Annotated in this window: 21 protein-coding genes; 20 read left to right on the top strand and 1 reads right to left on the bottom strand. The window is 60.1% G+C overall.

What is annotated here, in order from left to right; genetic code table 11:
• The first annotated feature begins 209 nt into the window (after nucleotides 1-209).
• The 20 genes from HMPREF2692_RS09730 to HMPREF2692_RS09825 all read left to right on the top strand — a co-directional run bounded on the left by HMPREF2692_RS09730 (nucleotide 210) and on the right by HMPREF2692_RS09825 (nucleotide 22,183).
• Complete coding sequence (locus HMPREF2692_RS09730) at nucleotides 210-581, top strand: DUF3040 domain-containing protein (protein ID WP_062043940.1); 372 nt, start codon at nucleotides 210-212, stop codon at nucleotides 579-581.
• A 735-nt stretch (nucleotides 582-1,316) separates the two neighbouring features.
• Nucleotides 1,317-1,751 carry a division/cell wall cluster transcriptional repressor MraZ gene (gene mraZ, locus HMPREF2692_RS09735; protein WP_061923504.1) on the top strand — a complete coding sequence of 145 codons (435 nt, stop codon included), beginning with the start codon at nucleotides 1,317-1,319 and terminating at the stop codon, nucleotides 1,749-1,751.
• Nucleotides 1,752-1,907: 156 nt separating this feature from the next.
• Nucleotides 1,908-2,954: a 16S rRNA (cytosine(1402)-N(4))-methyltransferase RsmH gene (rsmH, locus tag HMPREF2692_RS09740; RefSeq protein WP_062043943.1), complete on the top strand. Its 1,047-nt coding sequence runs from the start codon at nucleotides 1,908-1,910 to the stop codon at nucleotides 2,952-2,954.
• Nucleotides 2,951-3,760, top strand: a complete 810-nt coding sequence (locus tag HMPREF2692_RS13180; RefSeq protein ID WP_246823444.1) for a cell division protein FtsL — start codon at nucleotides 2,951-2,953, stop codon at nucleotides 3,758-3,760. Before rsmH ends, HMPREF2692_RS13180 begins: the two co-directional genes overlap by 4 nt.
• Nucleotides 3,761-4,226: 466 nt before the next feature.
• A complete protein-coding gene (locus HMPREF2692_RS09750) occupies nucleotides 4,227-6,059 on the top strand; it encodes a peptidoglycan D,D-transpeptidase FtsI family protein (protein ID WP_061923698.1) in 1,833 nt (610 codons plus the stop codon).
• A 48-nt stretch (nucleotides 6,060-6,107) separates the two neighbouring features.
• On the top strand, nucleotides 6,108-7,688 hold the full coding sequence (locus HMPREF2692_RS09755; protein WP_070823503.1) for a UDP-N-acetylmuramoyl-L-alanyl-D-glutamate--2,6-diaminopimelate ligase: 1,581 nt from the start codon (nucleotides 6,108-6,110) through the stop codon (nucleotides 7,686-7,688).
• A complete protein-coding gene (gene murF, locus HMPREF2692_RS09760; RefSeq protein WP_070823505.1) occupies nucleotides 7,685-9,214 on the top strand; it encodes a UDP-N-acetylmuramoyl-tripeptide--D-alanyl-D-alanine ligase in 1,530 nt (509 codons plus the stop codon). Before HMPREF2692_RS09755 ends, murF begins: the two co-directional genes overlap by 4 nt.
• Before the next feature lie 29 nt (nucleotides 9,215-9,243).
• Complete coding sequence (gene mraY, locus HMPREF2692_RS09765; RefSeq protein ID WP_070823507.1) at nucleotides 9,244-10,356, top strand: phospho-N-acetylmuramoyl-pentapeptide-transferase; 1,113 nt, start codon at nucleotides 9,244-9,246, stop codon at nucleotides 10,354-10,356.
• 2 nt (nucleotides 10,357-10,358) lie between these two features.
• Nucleotides 10,359-11,816 (top strand): UDP-N-acetylmuramoyl-L-alanine--D-glutamate ligase, encoded by a 1,458-nt coding sequence (gene murD, locus HMPREF2692_RS09770; RefSeq protein WP_061923491.1) that lies wholly within the window; start codon nucleotides 10,359-10,361, stop codon nucleotides 11,814-11,816.
• A 21-nt stretch (nucleotides 11,817-11,837) separates the two neighbouring features.
• On the top strand, nucleotides 11,838-13,259 hold the full coding sequence (locus HMPREF2692_RS09775) for an FtsW/RodA/SpoVE family cell cycle protein (RefSeq protein ID WP_061923488.1): 1,422 nt from the start codon (nucleotides 11,838-11,840) through the stop codon (nucleotides 13,257-13,259).
• A gap of 29 nt (nucleotides 13,260-13,288) precedes the next feature.
• Nucleotides 13,289-14,371, top strand: coding sequence for an undecaprenyldiphospho-muramoylpentapeptide beta-N-acetylglucosaminyltransferase (gene murG / locus HMPREF2692_RS09780; RefSeq protein ID WP_061923485.1), 1,083 nt, complete (start codon nucleotides 13,289-13,291; stop codon nucleotides 14,369-14,371).
• 43 nt (nucleotides 14,372-14,414) lie between these two features.
• On the top strand, nucleotides 14,415-15,869 hold the full coding sequence (gene murC / locus HMPREF2692_RS09785) for a UDP-N-acetylmuramate--L-alanine ligase (RefSeq protein WP_061923482.1): 1,455 nt from the start codon (nucleotides 14,415-14,417) through the stop codon (nucleotides 15,867-15,869).
• A complete protein-coding gene (locus HMPREF2692_RS09790; RefSeq protein WP_061923477.1) occupies nucleotides 15,862-16,512 on the top strand; it encodes a cell division protein FtsQ/DivIB in 651 nt (216 codons plus the stop codon). Before murC ends, HMPREF2692_RS09790 begins: the two co-directional genes overlap by 8 nt.
• 249 nt (nucleotides 16,513-16,761) lie before the next feature.
• On the top strand, nucleotides 16,762-18,114 hold the full coding sequence (gene ftsZ / locus HMPREF2692_RS09795; protein ID WP_061923474.1) for a cell division protein FtsZ: 1,353 nt from the start codon (nucleotides 16,762-16,764) through the stop codon (nucleotides 18,112-18,114).
• 31 nt (nucleotides 18,115-18,145) lie between these two features.
• A complete protein-coding gene (gene pgeF, locus HMPREF2692_RS09800) occupies nucleotides 18,146-18,874 on the top strand; it encodes a peptidoglycan editing factor PgeF (protein WP_062038240.1) in 729 nt (242 codons plus the stop codon).
• Nucleotides 18,875-19,570 (top strand): YggS family pyridoxal phosphate-dependent enzyme, encoded by a 696-nt coding sequence (locus HMPREF2692_RS09805; protein ID WP_070823509.1) that lies wholly within the window; start codon nucleotides 18,875-18,877, stop codon nucleotides 19,568-19,570. It begins immediately after the preceding gene.
• A 106-nt stretch (nucleotides 19,571-19,676) separates the two neighbouring features.
• A complete protein-coding gene (locus HMPREF2692_RS09810; RefSeq protein ID WP_061923465.1) occupies nucleotides 19,677-20,114 on the top strand; it encodes a cell division protein SepF in 438 nt (145 codons plus the stop codon).
• A 126-nt stretch (nucleotides 20,115-20,240) separates the two neighbouring features.
• Complete coding sequence (locus tag HMPREF2692_RS09815; RefSeq protein WP_070823511.1) at nucleotides 20,241-20,531, top strand: YggT family protein; 291 nt, start codon at nucleotides 20,241-20,243, stop codon at nucleotides 20,529-20,531.
• Between the two features lie 235 nt (nucleotides 20,532-20,766).
• Nucleotides 20,767-21,924 carry a DivIVA domain-containing protein gene (locus tag HMPREF2692_RS09820; RefSeq protein WP_061923458.1) on the top strand — a complete coding sequence of 386 codons (1,158 nt, stop codon included), beginning with the start codon at nucleotides 20,767-20,769 and terminating at the stop codon, nucleotides 21,922-21,924.
• Between the two features lie 58 nt (nucleotides 21,925-21,982).
• Nucleotides 21,983-22,183, top strand: a complete 201-nt coding sequence (locus tag HMPREF2692_RS09825; protein WP_061923455.1) for a hypothetical protein — start codon at nucleotides 21,983-21,985, stop codon at nucleotides 22,181-22,183.
• A 57-nt stretch (nucleotides 22,184-22,240) separates the two neighbouring features.
• On the opposite strand, the gene HMPREF2692_RS09830 is transcribed toward HMPREF2692_RS09825, so the two are convergent.
• Nucleotides 22,241-23,266, bottom strand: a complete 1,026-nt coding sequence (locus HMPREF2692_RS09830; protein ID WP_070823512.1) for an HNH endonuclease signature motif containing protein — start codon at nucleotides 23,264-23,266, stop codon at nucleotides 22,241-22,243.
• Nucleotides 23,267-23,341 lie beyond the last annotated feature (75 nt).

Genomic DNA, 23,341 nt, shown 5'->3' on the forward strand with positions numbered 1-23,341 from the left:
GTGTCGGGGTCAGTTATTTGCTCCGGGTGTGACGTTGCCCAATAGCGGTGGGGGCAGACTGTGCTTGCGGGAACTTACTGATTACTCTGGGCGTTAGATAGTTAGTAGTTCACGAATCAGGGTGTAACCCAAAACCTGCGCGGTGGCGCGTAGGTGCACCGCAGCGTGGATTTTTGGCCCGATGCCCATTGAGATCAATTGGAGGAAAAGTGTCGCTTTCCGAGCACGAGCAGCAGGCACTGCGTGAAATTGAACGATCCTTGATGCAGGATGATCCCAAGTTTGGTTCCTCCGTTACGGGTGACTCCGGCTTCGGTAGCGGCGGCGCCATTACCTTGCGCGGGGTTGCCCTCATCGTTGTTGGCCTTTTGCTGATGGTTGGCGGCGTAGCTTTGGCGCAGCAGTCACTGTGGTTTGTGGCCTTGTCTGTGCTGGGCTTCCTCGTGATGTTCGGTGCTGGCGTGTGGATGCTGCGCGGCCGTAAAGAGGCCGTTAGCTATAGCGCGCCGCGCCGCCCGGCTGGCAACCGTCAAGGCGTGAGCTCCCGCCTTGAGGAGAACTTCCGCCGCCGTTTCGAATAAGCTGCCAGCTTCTTTGGTGCTAGGGCCCGCATCCTTCTGGATGCGGGCTTTTAGTTTTCTCTGAGCTCTATCTCCCACTTCGCCCCACATCCCCCACTTCGCCCCACATTCCCCACTTTGCCCCACCGCGGGGAGGGGGTGTGGCCTTTTGTGTGTGTTGGGCGGTGCGTATCCCGGCGGCGTGCGAGGCGGCTGTGGGGTGTTCAAGAGGATTACCAGCCCTGGAAAACCAGACTTCCTGTTCGTGGGTTAGCGCGCTATGGGGTGATTGAAAACCGGCCATGAACTCTGGGTTTCCAGCCCTGGGTATTTGTCGAAGCGGATATAAAGATGGGCCGCCAAACGTTGGTACCCGGGCAAGCGGTTGCAATTGGGGTAGCCGTAAACGCGCATCGCGGGCTGAGCGGGGACTGCACTAATCGCAATATGCGGGGTTCAAAGTGGCGGTGGGGCGCAATATGTTGGTGTGATTGGTGGGGTAATTGGGGTGTTTGTAGGACGTTGTCAAGGGGGTGGCTGGGGAATTCTTCCCACTGCCAAAACGGTCTTCTACCTCGTCTGATTTGTTAAAAAGCTTTTAAACACGCAGTCGAGGGTGACAGAAGTGGGGGAAAGTGGGGTAGAGTGGGGCACAGTGTGGAACCGAGGGTCTGTGGATGCGTATTGAACATCTGCCGGCTCGAGGGGCTACACAGAGGAATCCGGAGTTTCGAGTAACAGGAAGGTGGACCCGGGATGTTTCTCGGTACCTACACTCCCAAGCTCGATGACAAAGGGCGGCTAACGCTTCCAGCGAAGTTCCGTGAAGAGCTGGCGGGTGGCCTCATGGTCACCAAAGGTCAGGACCATTCCTTAGCGGTGTACCCGCGTGAGGAATTTGCGGCGCGAGCGCGAAAAGCGGCGGCGGTATCTCGTACGAACCCAGATGCGCGTGCGTTTATCCGTAACTTGGCAGCAAGTGCGGACGAGCAAAGGCCAGATGGGCACGGGCGAATCACGCTTTCAGCAGCCCACCGCGAGTACGCAAGCCTCAAGAAGGAGTGCGTGGTTGTCGGTTCGGTGGACTTCCTTGAAATCTGGGACGCAGCCGCGTGGGCTGAGTACCAGGCGCAAACTGAAGATGCTTACTCGGCGGCAGACGCCGATGACGTACTCGCTGGCTTGCTTTAGACATGCAGCTAGCGATGAGTGCGTGTACGGACTCTGCCCGAGGTGGATGCTCTGGTGTACTTCCCCGATATCAGAAACCTGCCTCGGACAGGGCCCTATACGCACTCTTTTGCACTGTAAGACAATTTTTCATAAGTGGGGGGGTGACTAGCAGCGATGACGGCTCAGGACAATAACTCGGCAGTAAATTATGACGTAGCGGATAATCACGGCCACGTGCCGGTTATGCGTGAGCGCATGGCACAGCTGCTAGAACCTGCAGTTGCGGGCGATAACGCAGTGCTTATCGACGGCACCTTGGGGGCCGGCGGGCACACCGAATACTTCTTGAACAAGTTCCCCAATGTCCGCGTAATTGGTGTCGACCGCGATGGCGCCTCCTTGGCGGCAGCCACCGAACGCCTTGCGCCCTTCGGAGATCGCTTCGTCGGCGTCAATGCCCGCTTTGATGATGTGTGTGCAGAAATTGAGCGCGCAGAGGGCGCGATTTTCGACGTCGCGCGTGAGCACGGAATCGCCGGAGCGCTCTTCGATTTGGGCGTTTCCTCGATGCAGCTTGACCAGGTCGAACGCGGTTTTGCTTATAAGACCGACGCGCCTTTGGACATGCGCATGGACCCTTCGCATGGGATTACCGCTGCGGACATCCTCAATACTTATAGCCACGGCGATTTGGCGCGCATCTTGAAGACCTACGGCGATGAACGCTTCGCCGGAAAGATTGCCTCCGCCGTCCTCAAGGAGCGCGAGAAGGAGCCCTTTAGTAACTCTGAGCGCCTCGTTGAACTGCTTTATTCCACCATCCCGGCTGCCACCCGCCGCACTGGCGGGCACCCTGCAAAGCGCACTTTCCAGGCGCTGCGCGTGGAGGTTAACCGCGAGTTGGAGGCAATCGAGCAGGTTATTCCTGTCATCACTGACGCGCTCACCGTTGGCGGGCGTGCGGTGTTCATGAGCTATCAGTCGTTGGAAGATCGCATCGTCAAACAGGCTTTTGCTGAGCTGACGAAGTCGAAAACTCCCGCCGGTTTGCCAATGGACCTGCCGGGTACGGCTCCGAAGTTCAAGACCGTCACCCGCGGTGCGGAAAAGGCGAGTGCTGAAGAGATCGAGGAAAACTCCCGCGCTGCTTCGGTTCGCGTCCGCGCTATCGAGCGTCTTGAGGGCGAGCCTTCGCTGCACCCACCGGGAGGCACGTCATGAGTCTTAACGAACGTATCCCTGAACGTAACTACTCTGCACAGACTTTTCAGAACCCAGCACTAGGAAGGACCCGCACCATGGGGGCGAGCCGCGACTTTACTACCGGAACTGATACCGGAGCCGCCACGACTCTTCTCGAGCCAGGCCGCCGTGCGGTCCCACAGCGTACTCCGCGCCGCGCCCCGCATCGCACGCAAGTGCCGACGCGCCGCGGCAACCGCTTGGGCTCGAAGCAAGTCGTGTCCTTCCGTGGCCGCCGGCTTCCGCAGCAAACCACCAAGAAGAACTCGCTGTTTACCCGGCTTTCCTTCATCGCAATCGGCTTGCTGATTTTCGGCGTGGTCGTCTCCATGTGGCTGTCCGGTATCTCCACCGCGCAGACCTTCGTGGTCAAGGATCTCACTGTCCAGGAGTCTGAGCTGGATAATCAGCTTGAGACTTTGAACCGCGACCTCGAAAACGTGCGTTCGGCATCCGACGTAGCGCGCCGTGCCAACGAGGCCAAGATGGGCGTTCCGACGCAGCCGGGCATCGTTGAGGTTGACCCAGAAGGTAACCCGCAAGAGAAGCGCCCAGCGGATCCGGCAACCGAAGCGATCGTTGACGTCAACGGCGCACCGGTTCGACCGGGACAGGCTTCCAGTGACCCGGATGCAACCAAGGATGTTTCCGGTAGCTTGAACGAGGTGCCGCAAGGCCGTCAGCGCACCGAGCGTCAGCCAGCTGGTGAGGGCGCACCAGCACCGACACCGGGCGCGCAGGTGGAATTGCCAAACATTCCGGCGCAAGCGCCGTATGCCAACTAGCTGTGAATGTGGTTTCTTCGGATGTGCTCGCGCGTGCCTGCGCGAGCACTTCGCATTTATAGGGCAAAATCTTGATCCAAGACTGTCTGCAGCGCGATGAGCTGTAAAAAGATAATCGGCAAAAGGAAAAGGTGACTTTGTGACTCGACCCAATTCAGGTGACCGCTATGGCGGTTCCCGGAGGGACCAGGGGCGCGCCGGCAGGGGCACCCCTGCGGATCGCACTAGCCACAGTCGCCTAGGACGCAACGAAGGCTACCGTCAGGGCCGTCCCACAAACCGCACCCATCGAGGAGCCAACACTGGCTCTGCCATGCCGCGTGCCAATGCGCTGCGCCCGAGTGAGCGCGTCACTGCCGCCAGCCGTGATAAGCAAACTCGCGGTCCTGCGGCACCCGGCCGCTTCAAGTTCTTGCCGCAGAAGGAAATCCTTAGCAAGCGCGTTAAAACCGTCGTTTCTGCGCTGATGGTCGTCCTCGTTATCCTAGGCGGACGCCTGGCTTGGGTACAGCTCGTGTGGGGCCCGGATCTTGCCGCAAAGGCGGTGGCACAGCGTTCCCGTGTCTACATCGACTCCGCCCGCCGCGGTGAGATTGTTGACCGCAACGGCCAGCGCCTTGCCTACACCATGAAGTCCCGCTCGCTGACCGTTTCCCCGACCCGCTTGCGCGAAGAGCTACGGGAGCAGGAAGAGATTGAGGCAACTGGCGAGGATTCTTTCGACAGCATGGACGAAGCCTCCCGCAACAAGTTCCTAGATGACAAGGTCGAGTCCCGCCTGAAGGAGATGGCTGAGGGCATCCCAGACAAGATCAAGGCCGCGGGCCTTAGCACTGGCGACGTCAATTCCAAGCACATTCTCGATAAGCTCCACGCTGATACGCAGTATGAGGTCTTGGTCCGCAACGTCGATCCTGACGTCGCCGTAAAGATCGCCGAGGAGTACCACGGCTTGGCTGCCGACGAGCAGCAGATCCGCCAGTACCCCAACGGCGCAATTGCCGAAAACGTCATCGGTAAGGTTTCCATGGACGGCCAAGGCCAGTTCGGTTTCGAGGCCTCCGGCGATTCCACACTGACCGGTATCGACGGCAGCTCCACCGAGGACGTTTCCACCAGTGGCCAAGCCATCCCGGGCACCCTGCGCGATCAGGTTCCAGCTACAGACGGCAAGAACGTCACCTTGACCCTCGACCTAGACCTGCAGACCTATGTCCAGCAAAAGCTCGAAAAGGCCCGCGTGAACTCCAAGGCGAAGAACGCCCAGGCAGTCGTTCTCGACGTCGCTACTGGCGAGGTTCTTGCCATGGCTAACACGGGCACCATCGACCCAAACAAGGACATTGAAAAACAGCTCAAAGAAGACAAGGCCTTCGACAACCGCAGCGTGTCCCACCCTTATGAGCCAGGTTCCGTTGCCAAGGTGATCACCGCCGCTGCCGCATTGCAGGAAGGCGTCACCACTCCGGACGAGGTCCACCAAGTCCCGGGCTCCATCGACATGTCCGGTGTGACCGTCAACGATGCGTGGCAGCACGGCGTCGAGCCGTACACCACTACGGGTATCTTCGGTAAGTCTTCCAACGTCGGTACCCTGATGCTCGCCCAGAAGCTGGGCCAGGAACGCTACGCCAAGTATCTCGAGGCCTTCGGCCTTGGCGAGACCACCGGCATTGAACTGCCAAATGAATCCGCAGGCCTCGTACCGGCTCAGGAACAGTGGTCCGGCGGCACCTTCGCCAACCTGCCCATCGGCCAGGGCCAGTCCTGGACCACCCTGCAATTGGCCAGCGTCTACCAAGCGCTTGCCAACGGAGGAGAGCGCATCGAACCGCGCATTATTTCCTCTATCACCGGCCCAGACGGCGAGAAGGAAAAACTCGACGAGCCGCGCAAGACCCGCGTGGTTAGCGAGGAAACCGCGAAGACCACCGTCGATATGTTCCGCGCCGTGTTCCAGAAGGATCCAAATGGCGTCCAGAACGGCACCGCGGGTGGCAATAACATCGAGGGCTATCAGCTTTCCGGTAAGACGGGCACCGCCCAGAAGGTCGATGAGAAGACTGGCGCCTACTCCAACTCCGCGTACTGGATCACTTTCGCGGGCATCGCGCCTGCCGACGACCCTCGTTTCGTCGTCGCCATCATGCTCGACGAACCGCAGTCGGGCGTCAACGACAACGGTTCCGGCGGCCAGTCTGCTGCGCCGGTGTTCAAGGACATCGCCAGCTGGCTGCTCAACCGCGACAACATTCCACCGTCCAAGCCCGCGCCGGAGCTGACCCTGCGCGCTCAATAAAACTTCAACGAATACCACACCTTCGCACTACAAAAAGGGGAGAAAGCAATGAGCGTAGACCTAGAAAGCCTCGCTACTATCGGCGGCGGGCGCGTTATCGGTGACGAGACCGTCACTGTTTCCTCCTGCAGTCTCGACTCCAAGGCGATTGCTGCGGGCGGCCTCTTTGCAGCGTTGCCTGGAACTCGCGTGCATGGCGCCCAGTTCGCCGGCGGCACCGAAGCAGCTGCGATCCTTACCGACGAAGCCGGCCTGCAGCACTTGCAGGAAGCAGGGGAGCGCCGCCCGATCATCGTGGTCGAAGACATCCGCGCCGTGCTGGGGCTCATCGCCGCAGAAATCTATGAGCACCCGACGAAGTCGCTGACCGTCATTGCGGTCACCGGCACCTCCGGCAAGACGACCACCAGCTACCTGCTTGAGGCGGGCTTGCTCCACGCTGGCTACAAGGTCGGTCTCATCGGCACCACCGGCACTCGTATCAACCGCACGCCGGTTCCCACCAAGTTGACTACCCCGGAAGCACCGACGCTGCAGGAGCTGTTCGCACGCATGCTCGCGGAGGGGGTTACCCACGTGGTCATGGAGGTTTCCTCCCACGCTCTCGAGCTGGGCCGCGTGCGGGGCACACACTTCAAGGTCGGCGGTTTCAGCAACCTCAGCCAAGATCACCTTGACTTCCACCCGACGATGGAGGATTACTTCGAGGCCAAGGCCGCGCTTTTCGACGGCCCGCAATCCGCCGCCTCCGCCGTTATCTGCGTCGACGATGAGTGGGGCAAGCGCATGCTGGAGCGCGCCGCCGGTAAGCCGCGCACCGTGGTTGCCACCACCGCAGCAGAGCAGGCACAGCAACTGGCCGACGCCGTCGATGCAACTCTGGTCACCGCGACCCAGACCGGCACCGAGGTCACTGGCGAGCAGCATGTGGATATGAACTTCGCAGGCCAGCAGCATTCCTTCGAGCTGCCGATGCCAGGAAGATTTAATATTGCCAACGCTGCGCTGGCCACGGGCATGGCGGCCGCCGTTGGCGTTGACGTCGAGCAGTTCCTGGCCGGCATCGAGCGCGTGGCCGTTCCAGGCCGCATGGAGCGTATCGACCGCGGCCAGGAATTCGTCGCCGTGGTTGACTATGCCCATAAGCCGGCCGCAGTCGCCGCCGTTCTCGATACTCTGCGTGGCCAGCTCGAGGGAACCGATGGGCGCCTCGCGGTGGTTGTCGGCGCCGGAGGCGACCGCGACTCCTCCAAGCGCCCACTGATGGGTGCTGCCGCCGCAGAGCGCGCGGACCTCGTCGTGGTCACTGACGATAATCCGCGCAGCGAGGACCCAGCCACCATCCGCGCATCCGTCATCGAGGGCGCACGCAAGGCTTCAGCTTCCACTGATATCCGCGAGGTCGGCTCGCGCGCCGCCGCCATCGACGAAGCAGTCCGCTGGGCCATGCCTGGCGACGCCGTCATCGTCGTAGGCAAGGGGCACGAAGTCGGCCAAATCATCGGCGATGAGACTGTTCACTTCGACGACCGTGAGGAGCTCGCACGCGCTCTCGACGAAAAGCTAGCCGGCAACGCGCCACAGGAAAATGCGCGGTACGGTGACACTGTGGAAAAGGAACAAGCATGATTGCATTGACCCTTCAAGAAATCGCTGACATCACTGGCGGTCGCCTCGATTGCGTGGAAGATCCTTCCGCGCAGGTGACAGGATTCGTCGAATTCGATTCCCGCAAAGTCACCCCGGGCGGGCTTTTTCTCGCACTGCCGGGTGCCCGTGTAGACGGCCACGATTTTGCAGAAAAAGCAGTCGCATCCGGGGCAGTTGCTGTGCTGGCGGCACGTCCTGTTGGCGTGTCGGCTATCGTCGTTGAGCCGAAGGGCAAGGTCGAAGGCGACGGCGCTAACGCTGACATTTATGCCAACGATGAAGACGGCTCAGCCGCCGCAGTCATCGAGGCTTTGTCCGCACTGGCACGCGCGGTCACGCAGCGCCTAGCTACCGATTCCGCCCTCAACATCGTGGGCGTGACCGGCTCGGCCGGCAAGACCTCCACCAAGGATCTCATCGCCACTATCTTCCGCGCAGCGGGGGAGACCGTCGCGCCTCCGGGCTCTTTTAACAACGAGGTCGGCCTGCCCTATACCGCTCTGCGTTGCGACGAGCACACCGAATACTTGGTGGCTGAGATGTCCGCCCGCGGTATCGGCCACATTCGCCACCTCACTAACATCACCGCACCCAAGGTCGGTGTGGTCTTGAACGTCGGCTCCGCCCATTTGGGTGAGTTCGGCTCCCGCGAGAACATTGCCCAAGCCAAAGGCGAACTCGTCGAGGCCCTACCGAGCGCGAAAGACGGCGGCGTCGCAGTGCTCAACGCGGACGATCCTTTCGTCGCCGGCATGGCGCCGCGCACGGATGCGAAGGTGGTCTACTACTCGGCCGTGGATAAGCAAGGCTCTAATGTGCAGTACTACGCTACGCAGGTCCAGCTTGACGACGTCGCTCGTGCCTCGTTCATGATGCATACCCCAGACGCGCAGCCGCTGCCGGTGAAACTGCAGGTTTTCGGCGCGCATCAGGTCTCCAACGCCTTGGCTGCCGCTGCAGCTGCCATCGAGCTGGGACTAAGCGCCGAGCTGGTAGCCAACGCTCTGTCTGGCCACCGCATTGCGTCGGAGCACCGCATGGACGTGCGCAACCGTCGCGATGGTGTCACACTCATCGATGACTCCTACAACGCAAACCCAGACTCCATGCGTGCGGCCATCGCCGCGCTGGCTTATACCGCGGCGGCGCGTCCCGACGCCCGTTCCATCGCCGTGCTCGGCGAGATGGGCGAGCTCGGCGAGGACGCACTCGACTCGCACCGCCAGTTGGGCAGTGAGCTGGCGAAGTACCACGTAGACCATCTGGTGGCCGTGGGCACTAGCGTCAACACGCGGGCGATGGCGGAAGCGGCACAAGCAAAGGGTATAAATACTAGTATCTGTGCCGATGTTGATGAGGCCGCAAAAATTGTTGACGGCCTTCTGCGTACCGCGCCAGTAGGCGTGGACGATTGGCCAAATAGGGACGCCAAAGATGTCGTCCTCGTCAAAGCTTCGAATGCCCAACGCCTGTGGCTCGTTGCAGAAAAGCTCAACCAGAGCTAGCTCACGAATATTAGAAGGAACCCAAGCAAGTGACACAGATCATCATCGCTGGTATGGTCAGCTTTCTCGTAGCGATTTTCATCACCCCGCTGCTCATCCGTTATTTCTCGGATGTTGGCAAGGGTCAGGAGATCCGTGAGGACGGCCCGAAGTCGCACCTGCGCAAGCGCGGCACCCCGACCATGGGCGGCCTGGCCATTCTGGCAGGTATCACGGTGGGCTACCTGACGGTGGGAATCTACGGGCAGGTGACCGGCCACGGTGGCTTTACCTTCTCCGGAATCTTGGTGTTGGGCTTGACTCTGGGCCTCGGCGGCTTGGGTTTTGCCGATGACTTCATCAAGCTTTTCAAGCAGCGCAACTTGGGCCTAAACAAGACCGCCAAGTTGGTGGGGCAGCTCGCCCTCGCATTGGCTTTTGGCCTGCTCTGCCTGCAGCGCCCGGATGACACTGGCCTGACACCTGGTACCACGAAGCTGTCCTTCGTTCGAGATATTGAGACTTTCGACTTCGCGGTTGGCCCGACCATCGTGGGAACCATCGTGTTCTTGATCTTCATGTACATCTTGATCGCGGCGTGGTCGAACGCCGTGAACCTTACCGATGGTCTGGATGGTCTCGCAGCCGGCACCACCGCGATTGTCATGGGTGCGTATACCATCATGACCTTCTGGCAGTTCCGCAACTCTTGTGCCACCGAGTTCACAGCCGGCTGCTACCAGGTCCGCGACCCGCTGGATCTCGCGGTTCTCACCGCCGCTGGCCTAGGCGGCTGTCTGGGCTTTCTGTGGTGGAACGCGGCACCGGCGAAGATCTTCATGGGAGATACCGGCTCCCTCGCGCTCGGCGGCCTCGTCGCAGGCATTTCCGTGACCAGCCGCACCGAGCTGCTGATGATCATCGTCGGTGCGCTCTTTGTCATCGAGACCGTCTCCGTTGTTATCCAGATCGTGGTCTTCCGCACCAGCGGTAAGCGTTTCTTCCGTATGGCTCCAATCCACCACCACTTCGAAAACGGTGGCTGGGCAGAGACCGCAGTGGTCGTGCGCTTCTGGTTGATTGCCGCCATGGCGGCTATGGCCGGCGTTGCTATCTTCTACGGCGACTGGCTCGCTGATTCCGGTATCGGGCTGGTGGGCTAGTCATGTCGTCCGCTGCCTTCGATTTTGCTGCCTCCAATTCCGAGGTCTCGCCCGCGGCTCTGCCTGATTCCTTGCGCGGGCGCATCTTGGTCGCCGGCGCGGGCGTGTCCGGCCGCGGCTGTGCGAGCGTACTGCTGCGCCTCGGCGCCGACGTCGTGGTGGCTGATGGCAACGCGGATTCCCGCGCACGCCTGGAGGCCGACCTTTCTGTCACCACAATCGACGCCGCCACTGCCAACCCCGCCGATTACTCCCTCGTTGTTACCTCTCCGGGCTGGGCGCCGTCCTCGCCGCTTTTGCTCGCCGCAGCTGCGGCCGGGGTAGAGGTCATCGGGGATGTCGAGCTGGCCTATCGTCTTGATGCCGCCAGCGTCTTCGGCGCACCGCGCACCTGGCTTGCCGTCACGGGCACCAATGGCAAGACCACAACCACCGGCATGCTGGCCGCAATCATGGCCGCCGATGAGCAGCGCTCCGGAAAGCGCTCCCAAGCCGTCGGAAACATCGGCACCTCGCCATTCGACGCCCTAGCCGCCAGCCCACGCGTGGACGTCCTCGTCGCTGAGCTTTCCTCCTTCCAGCTGCATTGGTCCTCCCAGCTGCGCGCGGAGGTCGGAGTACTTCTCAACCTTGCCGACGACCACCTCGATTGGCACGGTTCCTTCGGTGCCTACGCTGAGGCCAAGGCAAAGGTGCTTGCCGGCGCCCACGCGGTCATCGGCCGCGACGACTCCCAGGTCCGCGAATACGCCGATGCCGCCGCAGAACGCGGCGCGCTTTCTCCAGACACCCACGCTTTTACCCACACCATTCCGAATGATGGGGAAGTAGGCGTCATCGACGGTCAGCTCGTTATTAACAACGTGGCAGGCGTTAGCGCCACCGTCATCGACGATGTCACCGCCCTTCAGCCCTCTGGTATGGCGGGCATTCTCGACGCCGCAGCAGCCGCCTGCGCTGCTTTGCTCGCCGGTGCCGAGCCGGCCTCAATCACCGAAGGCCTCGAAAGCTACACCGTCGCCGGTCACCGCGGCGAGCTAGTGCACCGCCATAACGGCATCGCTTTCATCGACAACTCCAAAGCCACCAACCCCCATGCAGCCGAGGCCGCGATGCGCGGGTTGGACAATGTGGTGTGGGTCGCTGGCGGCCAGCTCAAAGGCGCCGACGTCAGCGATCTTCTCGACGCCCACGCGGAAAGGCTAAAAGCAGCGGTTGTAATGGGCGTCGACAAGCAAGTGCTCTACGACGCCCTCCAGCAGCGTGGAGTTGCCACCACCGTCATCGAATCCACCGATCCCCTAAGGGCAATGGAGGAGGCGGTTACCGTCGCCGTGCAACACGCCGAACCCGGCGATACCGTCCTTTTGGCGCCGGCTGGGGCATCGTTGGATATGTACCAAGGCATGGCACAGCGCGGTGACTTCTTCGCCGCAGCCGCCCAGCGCATCGCACGTTAACCACGCAATTCAGGAGACTCCATGACCGCAACTAGGCCGCAACAACCAGCGTCGAAGACGCTCGGCCAACGCGTGGGCGAAATCCGTCAGCACTACCGCGCGCAACCGGGGCTGGACTACCAGCTGCTGCGGATTATCATCTTTTCGCTGATTGGCATTGGCGTGCTCATGGCATTCTCCGCATCCATGGCGATCTCCTTCACAGAAAACTCCAACGTGTGGACAGATGCCATCCGCCAGTGCCTGCTCGTGGCAGGCGGCCTGATTTTGTTCTGGATTGCGCTGCGGGTTTCTCCTTATACGCTGCGTAAGTTCGTGCCGTGGCTGCTGCTTTTGTCCATCATCTTGCTCATCGCAGTGTTGATTCCTGGCGTGGGTACCGGTCGTGAGACGGTGGGTTCGCAGTCCTGGATTCCGCTGGGCCCTGTGGCTTTCCAGCCTTCTGAGTTCGCACGTGTCACCGTAGCGATGTACGGCGCTTCGGCGCTGGCGGGCAAGCCGCACCGTTCGATGCGTCTTTCTGACCCATTCATGATGTACTCGCTCATCGCGTCTGTGATGTTCGTGCTCATCGTGTTGCAGGGCGATATCGGCATGGCGGCGTCGTTTGCCTTGGTGGTTATCTTCACCTTGCTTTTTGCGGGCGTGAATTGGCGCGTCGCTGCCACCATCATTGGCCTCGGCGCGTTGGGCTTAACCGCAGTCTTTCTGGGCGGCGGCTTCCGTACGCACCGTTTCCACACCTACTTTGATGCTTTCCGCGGCAACATCGAGGACACGCAGGGCACCGGTTTCCAGGCTTACCAGGGCTTCCTTTCGCTTGCCGACGGCGGGTTCTGGGGCGTTGGCCTCGGCCAATCCCGTGCGAAGTGGTTCTACCTGCCGGAGGCGAAGAATGACTTCGTCTTCGCCATCATCGGCGAGGAACTCGGGCTGTGGGGCGGCTTGCTGGTTATCGGCTTGTTTGCCGCACTGGGTTACATCGGGCTGCGTACGGCAAAGAATGCGCAGGATTCTTTCCAGGCGCTGCTGGCCGCCACATTGACGGTCGGCGTTGTTATCCAGGCCTTCATTAACATCGGCTATGTGGTGGGTCTTCTTCCTGTGACGGGCATTCAGCTGCCGATGATTTCCGCAGGCGGCTCCGCAGCGCTTATCACCATCGGTTCGATGGGCGTGCTGTGTAACGTCGCGCGCCATGAGCCGCTGCAGATTTCTGCGATGCAGAACTTCGGCCGTCCGCTGTTCGACCGTCTGTTTTTCATCCCCGAGCCGCAGCTTTTCGACGCCGCCCCGAAGCGTAAGGGAGGCCGCCATGCCTCGCAGCCGCAGAAGAATCGGGGCGGGCGTCGGCCAGCGGAGCGCGAGGAGCGCTTTGGCCGAACGGTGACGAGCCGTGGGCCTAGTGATTACCGCCTGCCGCGGCGCGGCGAGAAGCGGTAGGCCTGGGTGGCGCTGGTAGCCTGTAGGTCATGAATTCCACCCCCATTTCTGTCGTCCTTGCAGGTGGCGGCACCGCAGGCCATATCGAACCAGCGCTCGCAGTGGGTGAAGCGCTCCGGCAGCGTCACGGCGCGAAGTTAACCGCGTTGGGCACCGAGAAGGGACTGGAGCGCGATATCGTTCCCGCCCGCGGGGTGGATCTGCGCATGGTGACCCCTGTTCCGGTTCCGCGCAAGGTGAATGTCGATCTGTTTAAGCTTCCTTTGAACGTTGCAAAGTCGGTAATGCAAACCCGCAAGGTTTTAAAAGACGTTGAGGCTGACGTGGTCTTTGGTACGGGCGGATACGTTTCCGCTTCGGCCTACCTTGCTGCAAAGACTCTAGGCATGCCTTTTTATGTGCTAGAAACCAACGCGCTTTCGGGCATTGCAAATAAGCTTGGAGTGCGTTTGGGCGGAATCGGCTTCAACGCGCACCCGAACTCCGGCATGCCTGGCGAGGTCGTGGGTATCCCAGTGCGCCCAGGAATGGGTCAAGACCCTGACGGTTCTGTGGCTGCGGAGGCCCGTAAGCGCTGGGGGCTGCGCGAGGATATGCCCACCATCGTCATTACCGGTGGCTCGCAGGGCGCAGCCAGCATCAATAAGGCAGTGGCGGGCGCGTTGCCGGAGCTGACCAAGAAGTACCAGGTCCTGCATGCCTACGGCAAGAAGAATGAGGCGCCGGCGCCTGCTCCGAATTACACGCCTCTGCCGTACATCGACGATATGGCCGGCGCCCTTGCCGTAGCTGACTTGATGATTTGCCGCTCAGGCGCGATGACGGTCGCTGAGGTAACCGCTGCCGGCGTTCCTGCCATTTACGTGCCACTGCCAATCGGCAATGGTGAGCAGGCACTGAACTCCCGCGAGCTAGTAGAAGCCGGTGCTGCCGTGCAGATCGCCGACGCCGAACTCAACCCCCAGCGCTTGGTCTCCGAGGTCCGCGGCATTATGGAAGATGACGCTCGCTTAAAGGAAATGCGCGCGGCCGCGGCGACGAACTCTGCTGGCGACGTTGCCAACACCATTGCTGACCGAATCGCAACCACCATCGAGCAAGCGCGCGCCTAAAACCCTCGCGCAAGATCTTTGAAGCTGAAGGAATTTAAAGAAGATGACTGACTCTTATGACCTCACTCGCGTCCACATGGTGGGCATCGGCGGCTCTGGCATGTCTGGCCTGGCGCGCATCCTCGCTTCGCGCGGTGGCGTCGTTACCGGTTCCGACGTTAAGGAGTCCACGCCGGTGGAAATCCTGCGCACGATGGGCGTAAAGATTGCGGTAGGCCACGCGGCAGAAAATGTCGAGCTGGCGGGGGAGAAGCCGACTGTCGTGGTCACTTCCTTCGCAGCCATCCCGCAGGATAACCCGGAGTTGGTCGGCGCCCGCGAGGCCGGTATTCCGGTGATTCGCCGCTCTGACCTTCTCGCCGAGCTGATGGAGGGCCACCAGCAGGTGCTCCTCGCCGGTACGCATGGCAAGACTTCCACCACCTCGATGACTGTTTCTGCAATGCAGCAGGCAGGTCTTGATCCTTCCTTTGCCATTGGCGGCCAGCTCAACCGCGCGGGCACCAACGCCCATGGCGGAACTGGCAACGCCTTTGTTGCCGAGGCCGATGAATCCGATGCTTCCTTGCTGCGCTATAGCCCTGAAGTCGCGGTGATTACCAACATCGAGCCGGACCACCTGGATTTCTTCCACAATGCTGAGGCCTATTACCAAGTCTTCGACGACTTCGCCGATCGTATCGTGCCCGGCGGACATCTCGTCGTCTGCTTGGAGGATGAGCATGCAGCGCAGGCCGGTAAACGCGCCCTTGACCGCGGAATCAACGTTCTTGGCTACGGCAGCGCTCAAGCAGCCGCACAGTATCCGGAGATTCCCTTGGCCGCTGAGGTAGTAGAAGAGCAGGTCTCTGTCATTGGCATGCAAGTCCGTGCACGCGTCACGCTGCCCGGCGGAAAGTCGAAAGAGCTCTCCTATGAGCTGCAGATTCCGGGGCATCACATGGTGCTTAACTCTTTGGCCTCGCTTATCGCGGGCGGCTTGGCCGGCGGCGACCTGGACGATCTCGCGGTGGGCCTTAGTGATTTCACCGGTGTGCGCCGTCGCTTTGAGTATCGCGGCACCGAGCACGAGGTGCGCGTCTTCGATGACTATGCCCACCACCCAACCGAGGTCACCGCAGTCCTCGGTGCTGCCCGCCAAAAGGTAGAGGCAGAAGGCAAGGGGGCGCGCGTTATCGCATGCTTCCAGCCGCACCTGTACTCCCGCACGATGGAATTCGACAAGGAGTTCGCTGCAGCACTCGCGCTTGCCGACGCCGCCGTTGTCCTTGACATCTACGGCGCTCGGGAGCAACCGGTGGAGGGCATTACCTCCCGCATCATCACCGACAAAATGCCGGAAGAGATGAAGGTCATTTTCGAACCGGATTTCTCGGAGGCGGCTCAAGATGTTGTGTCCCTGGTGCGCCCTGGCGATGTCGTACTCACCATCGGCGCGGGTTCAGTCACGATGCTGGCCGCGGAGATCCTCGATGAGCTGAAGGCGCTTAATGACTAAGAAGACAATTGCGGTTTCTGTCACGGGGCTCGTGGCGGTCGTTGTGCTGGCGGCAGTTGCCGTGTGGATGTTTCCTGTGTTCAAGGTTTCTTCCTTCGAGGTACAAGGCATAAGCCACGTCGATGCAGCGCAGGTGGAAGAAGCCAGTGGCGTCGCTAAAGGCGAGAACCTAGTGCGGGTGGATGCCCGTGCAGCGGCGTCGGGAGTCGCACGCTTGCCGTGGGTAAAGTCCGCAACCGTATCGCGCGCATTTCCGTCCACCTTGAGCGTGGAGGTTACAGAACACGAGGCGGTGGCTTTCCGTGATAAGAACAAGCTTATCGACGCCGAGGGTGAAGAATTCGCCGAGGACACCCCTCCGGAGGGCGCAGTGGAAATTACCGGCAGCGCCGAGCCCGGCTCGGAGGAGATGAGTGATGCCGTGGAGGTAGTCGCCGCTTTGCCACAGCCGTTGCGTGCACAGGTGAAGTCTCTCGAGGCTAAAAACGCTTATTCGATGATCTTCCACCTGAAGGATGACCGCAGCGTCTTCTGGGGCGCCTCGGAGGATAACGCCAATAAGGCTTTGGCTTTCGAGACGGTTTTGAAGATGGAAGGCGGGCAGTGGAATATTTCAAACCCCGAATTGGTAACCACGAAATAGCCGTCTGAATTTAACGCCCTGCGCAGAGCCCATCTTGGTCATACAGGTGGGGTGCGTGGGGCGTTTGTGATTTGAAAACCCGCACGTCAGCAACCCTAAACTACAACTTGAGGGTACCGACACGCGGCAAAATGTACGTGAAAAACTACGGCACTTCCATAAAGATGGAAATAACCGCGCGTGAGAAAAAGTCGCGTGCAATAAAAATCCTCGTTTACGCACCAACAGTGAAAGGTGAGCACCCCTCACATGATCTCAACTAGCAATAACCTCGCGGAAATCAAGGTCGTCGGTGTCGGCGGCGGCGGCGTTAACGCCGTGAACCGCATGATCGAAGAAGGTCTGAAGGGCGTTCAGTTCGTCGCGATTAACACTGACTCCCAGGCGCTGATTTTCTCGGATGCTGACACCAAGCTCGATATCGGCCGCGAAGCCACCCGCGGTCTCGGCGCGGGCGCTAACCCGGAGGTTGGCAAGACCTCCGCAGAAGACCACAAGACTGAGATTGAGGATGCCCTGGAAGGCTCGGACATGGTCTTCGTCACCGCCGGCGAGGGTGGCGGCACTGGTACCGGCGCCGCTCCGGTCGTTGCTTCCATCGCGAAAAAGATGGGGGCGCTGACCGTCGGCGTTGTTACCCGTCCATTCAAGTTCGAGGGCGCACGCCGTACCCGCCAGGCAATGTCTGGCATCGAGGAGCTGCGCGACGTCTGCGACACGCTCATTGTTATTCCGAACGACCGCCTGATGCAGCTGGGCGGCGAGGAGCTGTCCATCGTCGAGGCATTCCGCGCAGCCGATGAGGTCCTCCACAACGGTGTCCAGGGTATTACGAACCTGATTACCATCCCGGGCATGATTAACGTCGACTTTGCCGACGTCCGCTCCGTCATGGCCGATGCCGGCTCCGCTCTCATGGGCATCGGCTCTGCACGCGGTGACAACCGTGCGCTCAATGCCGCTGAGCAGGCAATCAACTCCCCGCTGCTCGAGTCCACCATGGAAGGCGCAAAGGGCGTTCTGCTCTCCATCGCCGGCGGCTCTGATCTTGGTCTGCATGAGGTTAACGCCGCTGCATCCATGGTCGAGGAGCGCGCTGACGAAGACGCCAATATCATCTTCGGTACCATCATCGATGACAACCTGGGCGACGAAGTCCGCGTCACCATCATCGCCACCGGCTTTGATGCACAGGCCAACATGACCACCGCAGCTCAGCCGGCACCGTCCCAGCCGCAGCAGCAGCGTCCGGGCTCCCTTTTCGATAACCGCCAGGAAGCTTCGGCACAGCAGTCGGTGCAGCAGTCGGCACAACAGCAGCCAATGCACCAGCAGCAACCGCTGCAGCCGGAGCCAGTACAGCAGCAGCCGGTACAGCAGCAACCGCGCTACGAGGAACCTGCGCAGCCGCGTTATGAGGAGCAGCCGGCTGAGACCTACCGTCCACGCCATTCCTCCAACGGTCTGTTCACCAGCTCCGATCGTTTTGCTCGTGAAGATCGCCGTGACGACTACCGCCTGTCCCGCCCTGCAGATCGTCGTGACGATCGTCGCCACGATGACGGCGATGACGATCTCGACGTGCCGTCCTTCATGCGTTAAAGCAGCGAAATACTGCGCTAACCTGGAGTGCATGCCAGTAAACGAGGAAGCACCTAAACGCCCCGTTCGCATGGTCTTTACGACTCGTGCGGGCGGGGTTTCGTCATCGCCTTACGACTCTTTCAACCTAGGCGACCACGTCGGCGATGACCCGGCAAACGTCGCCCAAAACCGCGTCCGTCTCGCCAGAGTTCTCGGGCTCAATGAGATTGTGTGGATGGAACAACTCCACACCAACACTGTCACTCGCGTCGATCGTAGCCATGTTGGCACCCCAGTGGCGGCGACCGACGCAATCGTCACTACCGAAAAACGCTTAGGACTCGGAGTTCTGGTTGCTGATTGCACCCCCGTGTTGCTCAGCGACATCTCCGCCGGCGTTATCGCCGCTGCCCATGCCGGTCGGCTCGGCGCCCGCAACGGGATCATTCGCAACACGGTTACTACGATGTTCGAGCTGGGCGCGAGCCCCTCCAATATTCAAGTTCTTCTCGGCCCCGCCGCATCGGGACTGAACTATGAGGTGCCTGAGGCTATGGCAAACGACGTCGAGAAGCACTTGCCCGGGGCGAAGGCCCGCACAAAGAAGGGCACCTGGGGCGTCGACGTGCGCAAGGGCCTTGTCCGTCAGCTGATGGGGATGGGAATTACCAACATTGAAGCTGACCCTCGCTGCACCATCGAAGACAGCGACTTCTTTTCTTACCGCCGCGAAGGCACTACCGGACGCCAAGCCGGTGTTATTTGGTTGGAGGCATAAATGACACGCAAGCAGCAATTACAGGAAAACCTCGAGCGCACCCGCGCTGATATCGCAGAAATCGCCAAGAATGCCGGCCGTCCTGCGCCCGAACTGCTGCCGGTGACCAAGTTCCACCCGGCTGCCGACGTCGCGCTTCTCGCCGAGCTTGGTATCACTGACGTCGCCGAGAACCGCGAACAAGAAGCCCGTGCCAAGGCGGCGGAGTTGCCGCAGATGCGTTTCCATATGATTGGCCAGATTCAGACGAAGAAGGCCAAACACGTCGCTCGGTGGGCACAAAGCGTGCATTCGTTGGACACGGAAAAGCTTGCGCGCGCGTTGGACCGGGGCGTCGGCAATGCTTTGCAAGCGGGCGAGCGCGAAGGAAAACTGCCGGTGTTCATCCAGCTCTCCCACGACGGAGATACTGCGCGCGGGGGAGTAGCCTATGCGGATGTCGATGAGCTTGTGGGCCTCGTGGAGGATCTCGACAACCTCGAACTGCGCGGTTTCATGGTCGTTCCGCCCCTAGATGCGGACCCGGTCGAAGTTTTTGCCCGAGTTCGCAAGCTCTGTGACGAGGTGGGCAGCCGCCTTGGACGGAAGCTTTTGATGTCGGCGGGAATGAGCGCAGATATGGCTGCGGCGATTGCCGCGGGAAGCGATATCGTGCGTGTCGGAACCGGCATCATGGGACCCCGCCCAGTAGGTTAAGTGGCAACGCAAAAGCGCATTTCACGGGTGCAATTCACTGCTTTCACATGAGTAACATTCGCACCAAATAACATGCTCAACAATTAGGGTCAGAGGGAGACCAGAAATGTCATTGATTGATAGGACGAAAGAGTTCTTCGGACTGGGTCCGGTGGACATCGAAGCGGACGATGCATACTACGCAGACGAGCGCAGCTATGAGTCCAACGGCTCTGCTGCTTACGCGCCGCGCTCTTTCGAGCCGGCAGCGCAGGAGGAGTTCGTTCCGACTATCGTCGCGCTTTCCCTCGTTTCCTTCAACGATGCGGCCAAGGTGGGCGCACCGTTCCGTGATGGCGACGCCGTTGTCTTTGAGCTGACCGATGCGGACAAGGCGTCGGCAAAGCGCTTCATTGACTTCGCTGCTGGCCTTTGCTTCGGTCTCGAGGGCCGCATGCTCAACCTGACCAAGGGTATGGACACCGACCGTCGCGTCTTCGCCATTGTGCCGAAGGATGCAGGCATCTCCACCCTGGAGCTCGAGCGCGCAGCGCACCTGCGTTAGATAGAAGCTTTTAAAGTAGCGCCGTCTTATTTTTCCTCTAAGTGTTGGTGGGGGAAGGGTAGGGCGGCGTTCGCCATTAGCGAGCCGAGTGCCGAACACGGGGGTAATTCATATAGGCTCGAGCGGGTGAGCATTATCGGATATAGTTTGTTGCTGCTTCTACGCATCTTCTCGTGGATTTTGGCCCTGCGAATCATCATCGAGATGATTCAGTCTTTCTCGCGCCAATTTAACCCACCGCGGTGGTTCATGGTGGTGGCAGAGCCGCTGTTTGTAGTTACTGACCCGCCAGTAAAGGCGCTCCGTCGCGTGGTCCCGCCGCTGCGTCTGGGCGGTGTGACACTGGACATGTCCATCCTTGTTTTGTTCCTGATTTTGATGCTCTTGCAACTGGTTGTTGTTGGAGTGTTCTTGTAGTGCGGGTGTATTAAAACCTCCCGTTAACGTTGAGACTGCGTGCAACGTTAGATAATGTGGGCTTTTGGATATAGTCTTTACTGATATTCCGTAAAATTAAACGCACAAGTTCTTTGTTAGCGCATCCTGTGTAGACACCTGAGTTCAGAATTTAGGTACTCTCGGGATACGTTTACATCTCCCAAAAACTCCGGACCCACCGGAGTTGCACCGACTCGAAGGGGAAGAGAAGTCAATGCCACTGTCACCAGCTGATGTTCACAACGTCGCTTTTAGCAAGCCGCCAATTGGCAAGCGTGGCTACAACGAGGATGAGGTCGACCAGTTCCTGGACCTCGTCGAGGACACCCTTGCCCAGCTGCAGGACGAGAATGATGACCTGCAGTCTCAGGTAGAGCAGCTGCAGTCCAAGGGCGGCGCTGGTGCTGTAGCGGGTGCCGCTGCAGGGTCCGCAGCTACTACGGGTGCAGACGAAGGTACCCTCCGTAAGGAGATCGAGTCCAAGCTGCGCGCTGAGTACGAGACCAAGCTTGCTGATTCCAAGAATGAAGTTGCCAAGGCTAAGGAAGAAGCAAAGCGTGCGCAGGAACAGGCAAAGAACGCTGAGTCCGCTAAGGCTTCGGCTGCTGCTTCCTCGAACAACGATGCTGAGCTGAAGGCTGCACGGGAGGACGCTGCAAAGGCAAAGCAAGAGCTCGAGGCAGCTCGGGCAGAGGCTACTCAGGCTAAGAAGGACCTCGAGGCTTCCAAGAAGGAGAACGAGGACCTGAAGAAGAACGCTGGCTCTGCAAAGACCGCAGCGGCTTCTGGTCTGGCTGGTGCAGGTGTTGGCGCTGCCGCAACCAAGGCTGCCGACGGCCTGGCTACCCCAGAGACCCACATGCAGGCAGCTCGCGTTCTGGGCTTGGCGCAGGAGATGGCAGACCGCCTGACCTCCGAGGCAAAGGCAGAGTCCGAGTCCATGCTCTCCGAGGCACGCACTGCCGCCGAGAAGCAGCTGACCGATGCTGATTCCCGCTCCAAGGCACAGCTCGTAGACGCTCAGCAGAAGTTCGACGCACAGCTCGCAGACGCTGATACTCTCTCCAAGAAGCTGGTTTCCGAGGCTGAGGCTAAGGCAAAGCAGACCGAGTCCGAGGCTAACTCCCGCGCTGAGGCACAGATTCGCCAGGCAGAGGAGAAGGCTGCTGCCCTGCAGGCTGACGCTGAGAAGAAGCACACCGAGGTCATGAATACCGTCAAGCAGCAGCAGACGGCTCTTGAGGCTCGTATCGCTGAGCTGCGCACCTTCGAGCGCGAGTACCGCACCCGTCTGAAGACCCTGCTGGAGTCCCAGCTGGAGGAGCTTGAGACTCGCGGCACCGCTGCTCCTAACGGCGAGGCTGGCAAGTAAAAGCTATTTATAAAGCGCCCTTCCGAGTATCCGGGAGGGCGCTTTTCTGGAGGTTTAAATGCTTGTTGCAGCACTCGTCTTGGCGTTCGTGGCTTTCCTAGCTCTCGTCAACTTCATTCTGACTGCAGCTGATTGGTCGCTGTATCTTCTCTTCGCTTCTGCCGGCCTAGGCATGGTGCTGTTCGTGATAGACGGTCTACGCAAGCGCAAACCTGATCTTGCGCAGGACGAGGAGGCAGGGGAGTACCCTGCCTCCTAGATTGTGGCGCATTGCCCTGACATTGCATTGCATATAGTCGTGGTTGTTGCCTTTTTGCTAGCCGCGCTGCCAGCGCACCTTTCCATCGACCCTGGCTAACCTACCGCGTAACGGCGGGGCGTTAGGGTCGTCCTCGTTCACGCCGTTGTGGTAATGACACAAAGTCGCAAGATTTGCCATGTTCGTTGGGCCTCCCTGCGACCAGGCGTTTAAGTGATGCACCTGACTAGTATCTGCCGGGTGATTACAACCTGGCCAAGCACAGGTGGGATTTTCCGCTCCCGCCATCAGTCTTTGCTTGTGGTTGGCAAAGCGCTTCGTGCGATAGAGATTCACTGGCCCCTCATGTGGATGCACGAGTGTGGCGAAGTCAAGGCACGAGTCCAGTGCTCTTCTCACGAATTCCGCGCCGGACATGACGGCGCCGTTTGTCATTTGCAGGCTTATCTCCTCGCCGTCGCCCTGCAAGATCTTTGCCAGCGCGGGCAGTTGTACGATGACGTTGGTATGTACCCGCGGCCTTTCTCCGGTTGCGCTAGACACCCTTGTTGAGTCCTTAGCAGCGGGGAAGAAGAGGTTCTCCAAAGACTCCAGGGGAGAAGCAGGGTCGATAGCCGCATGCATATCCGCGATTAAAGTCGATGGGCCGGTGATCGCTAAAGTCCATGGCTTATCCTTGCGGCGATAAAGCTTTACTCCTTGCTCTGGCTCGCGCTCGCTATTGAGCGCCTTCAGCTTTTTCTTCGCTAGCTGCTCCATCGCGAGGGTATCGGCCTTGGTATTGCACAGTTCCTCGCGCATCTGCCACGCTGCACGTTGGGTCTTCGCGCGCATTGCGTAGCGTTCGATAACTTCGATTGTGGGCAGGGAATGACCAAGCCTTTGCGCCGCGGCCACGGAATCGCGTTGCCGGCGGGTGAAAGCGGTGTGGCCAAAGTAGACGTCGTAAAGCGCGAGCAATTGCTGTGCCGTTTTATCCGGCGCGCCAGCCGAAATCAAAGCCTTTTCAGACAGCCCTGCGCACCCAGCCACGATGTCCATGCCTGGGCGTATTGCCGCTAAGAATGCCTGAAGTGAAGTCATAAACCCCACCCTAAAAAGCCCTATCGACAAGGCACAAGGGGCAATTTTCAACCTGTGGATAACTTTGTCTCAACC

It is taken from the genome of Corynebacterium sp. HMSC036D03 (genome assembly GCF_001836185.1).
GTDB lineage: Bacteria > Actinomycetota > Actinomycetes > Mycobacteriales > Mycobacteriaceae > Corynebacterium > Corynebacterium simulans.

Coding starts and splice junctions, on each gene's coding strand:
- HMPREF2692_RS09775 (WP_061923488.1), top strand. CDS start 11,838: ATGACCGCAACTAGGCCGCAACAACCAGCGTCGAAGACGCTCGGCCAA.
- murF (WP_070823505.1), top strand. CDS start 7,685: ATGATTGCATTGACCCTTCAAGAAATCGCTGACATCACTGGCGGTCGC.
- HMPREF2692_RS09805 (WP_070823509.1), top strand. CDS start 18,875: ATGACACGCAAGCAGCAATTACAGGAAAACCTCGAGCGCACCCGCGCT.
- HMPREF2692_RS09755 (WP_070823503.1), top strand. CDS start 6,108: ATGAGCGTAGACCTAGAAAGCCTCGCTACTATCGGCGGCGGGCGCGTT.
- HMPREF2692_RS09825 (WP_061923455.1), top strand. CDS start 21,983: ATGCTTGTTGCAGCACTCGTCTTGGCGTTCGTGGCTTTCCTAGCTCTC.
- ftsZ (WP_061923474.1), top strand. CDS start 16,762: ATGATCTCAACTAGCAATAACCTCGCGGAAATCAAGGTCGTCGGTGTC.
- HMPREF2692_RS09790 (WP_061923477.1), top strand. CDS start 15,862: ATGACTAAGAAGACAATTGCGGTTTCTGTCACGGGGCTCGTGGCGGTC.
- murD (WP_061923491.1), top strand. CDS start 10,359: ATGTCGTCCGCTGCCTTCGATTTTGCTGCCTCCAATTCCGAGGTCTCG.
- HMPREF2692_RS13180 (WP_246823444.1), top strand. CDS start 2,951: ATGAGTCTTAACGAACGTATCCCTGAACGTAACTACTCTGCACAGACT.
- HMPREF2692_RS09830 (WP_070823512.1), bottom strand. CDS start 23,266: ATGACTTCACTTCAGGCATTCTTAGCGGCAATACGCCCAGGCATGGAC.
- rsmH (WP_062043943.1), top strand. CDS start 1,908: ATGACGGCTCAGGACAATAACTCGGCAGTAAATTATGACGTAGCGGAT.
- HMPREF2692_RS09810 (WP_061923465.1), top strand. CDS start 19,677: ATGTCATTGATTGATAGGACGAAAGAGTTCTTCGGACTGGGTCCGGTG.
- murC (WP_061923482.1), top strand. CDS start 14,415: ATGACTGACTCTTATGACCTCACTCGCGTCCACATGGTGGGCATCGGC.
- mraZ (WP_061923504.1), top strand. CDS start 1,317: ATGTTTCTCGGTACCTACACTCCCAAGCTCGATGACAAAGGGCGGCTA.
- HMPREF2692_RS09750 (WP_061923698.1), top strand. CDS start 4,227: ATGGTCGTCCTCGTTATCCTAGGCGGACGCCTGGCTTGGGTACAGCTC.
- HMPREF2692_RS09820 (WP_061923458.1), top strand. CDS start 20,767: ATGCCACTGTCACCAGCTGATGTTCACAACGTCGCTTTTAGCAAGCCG.
- pgeF (WP_062038240.1), top strand. CDS start 18,146: ATGCCAGTAAACGAGGAAGCACCTAAACGCCCCGTTCGCATGGTCTTT.
- murG (WP_061923485.1), top strand. CDS start 13,289: ATGAATTCCACCCCCATTTCTGTCGTCCTTGCAGGTGGCGGCACCGCA.